This is a genomic window from Streptacidiphilus jeojiense (genome assembly GCF_000719095.1).
Taxonomy (GTDB): domain Bacteria; phylum Actinomycetota; class Actinomycetes; order Streptomycetales; family Streptomycetaceae; genus Streptacidiphilus; species Streptacidiphilus jeojiensis.
The window spans coordinates 1-1631 of record NZ_JOEH01000075.1 but is presented as its reverse complement, the minus strand read 5'-3'; the positions used below and the strand labels follow the sequence as shown (position 1 = coordinate 1631).

General features: G+C 57.3%; 1 rRNA gene. It reads left to right on the top strand.

Annotation, left to right across the window (positions count from 1 at the left end):
• A 23S ribosomal RNA gene (locus IF29_RS0141020) occupies positions 1 to 1631 on the top strand; the annotation flags it as partial.

Here is a 1631-nt window from a genome sequence, read left to right as displayed (position 1 = left end):
TGTTCCCAAGTAGCACGGAGCCCGAGAAATTCCGTGTGAATCTGGCGGGACCACCCGCTAAGCCTAAATATTCCCTAGTGACCGATAGCGGACAGTACCGTGAGGGAATGGTGAAAAGTACCGCGGGAGCGGAGTGAAATAGTACCTGAAACCGTGTGCCTACAAGCCGTGGGAGCGTCGCCAGCGTTTTCGGACGACTGGTCGTGACTGCGTGCCTTTTGAAGAATGAGCCTGCGAGTTTGCGGTGTGTTGCGAGGTTAACCCGTGTGGGGTAGCCGTAGCGAAAGCGAGTCCGAATAGGGCGATTGAGTAGCGCGCCCAAGACCCGAAGCGGAGTGATCTAGCCATGGGCAGGTTGAAGCGCGGGTAAGACCGTGTGGAGGACCGAACCCACCAGGGTTGAAAACCTGGGGGATGACCTGTGGTTAGGGGTGAAAGGCCAATCAAACTCCGTGATAGCTGGTTCTCCCCGAAATGCATTTAGGTGCAGCGTCGTGTGTTTCTTGCCGGAGGTAGAGCACTGGATAGGCGATGGGCCCCACCGGGTTACTGACCTTAGCCAAACTCCGAATGCCGGTAAGTGAGAGCGCGGCAGTGAGACTGTGGGGGATAAGCTCCATGGTCGAGAGGGAAACAGCCCAGAACACCGGCTAAGGCCCCTAAGCGTGTGCTAAGTGGGAAAGGATGTGGAGTCGCAGAGACAACCAGGAGGTTGGCTTAGAAGCAGCCACCCTTTAAAGAGTGCGTAATAGCTCACTGGTCAAGTGATTCCGCGCCGACAATGTAGCGGGGCTCAAGTACACCGCCGAAGCCGTGTCATTGCAACATTAACCTCCAACGAGGGTTGTGATGGGTAGGGGAGCGTCGTGTGCCGGGTGAAGCAGCCGTGGAAACGAGTTGTGGACGGTTCACGAGTGAGAATGCAGGCATGAGTAGCGATACAAGAGTGGGAAACTCTTGCGCCGATTGACCAAGGGTTCCTGGGTCAAGCTGATCTGCCCAGGGTAAGTCGGGACCTAAGGCGAGGCCGACAGGCGTAGTCGATGGACAACGGGTTGATATTCCCGTACCCGCTTTGAAGCGCCAACGTCGAACCTCTGGATGCTAAGCCCGCGAAGCCGTCTCGGATCCTTCGGGTGAAGAGGAGTGGTGGAGCCGGTGACCCAACAGGGTAGTAGGTGAGCGATGGGGTGACGCAGGAAGGTAGTCCAGCCCGGGCGGTGGTTGTCCCGGGGTAAGGGTGTAGGACGTTGTGTAGGCAAATCCGCACAACACGTGTCTGAGACCTGATGCCGAGCCGATTGTGGTGAAGTGGATGATCCTATGCTGTCGAGAAAAGCCTCTAGCGAGTTTCATGGCGGCCCGTACCCCAAACCGACTCAGGTGGTCAGGTAGAGAATACCGAGGCGTTCGGGTGAACTATGGTTAAGGAACTCGGCAAAATGCCCCCGTAACTTCGGGAGAAGGGGGGCCGGAACTGGTGACGACATTTACTGTCTGAGCTGGGGCCGGCCGCAGAGACCAGCGAGAAGCGACTGTTTACTAAAAACACAGGTCCGTGCGAAGCCGTAAGGCGATGTATACGGACTGACGCCTGCCCGGTGCTGGAACGTTAAGGGGACCGGTTAGCT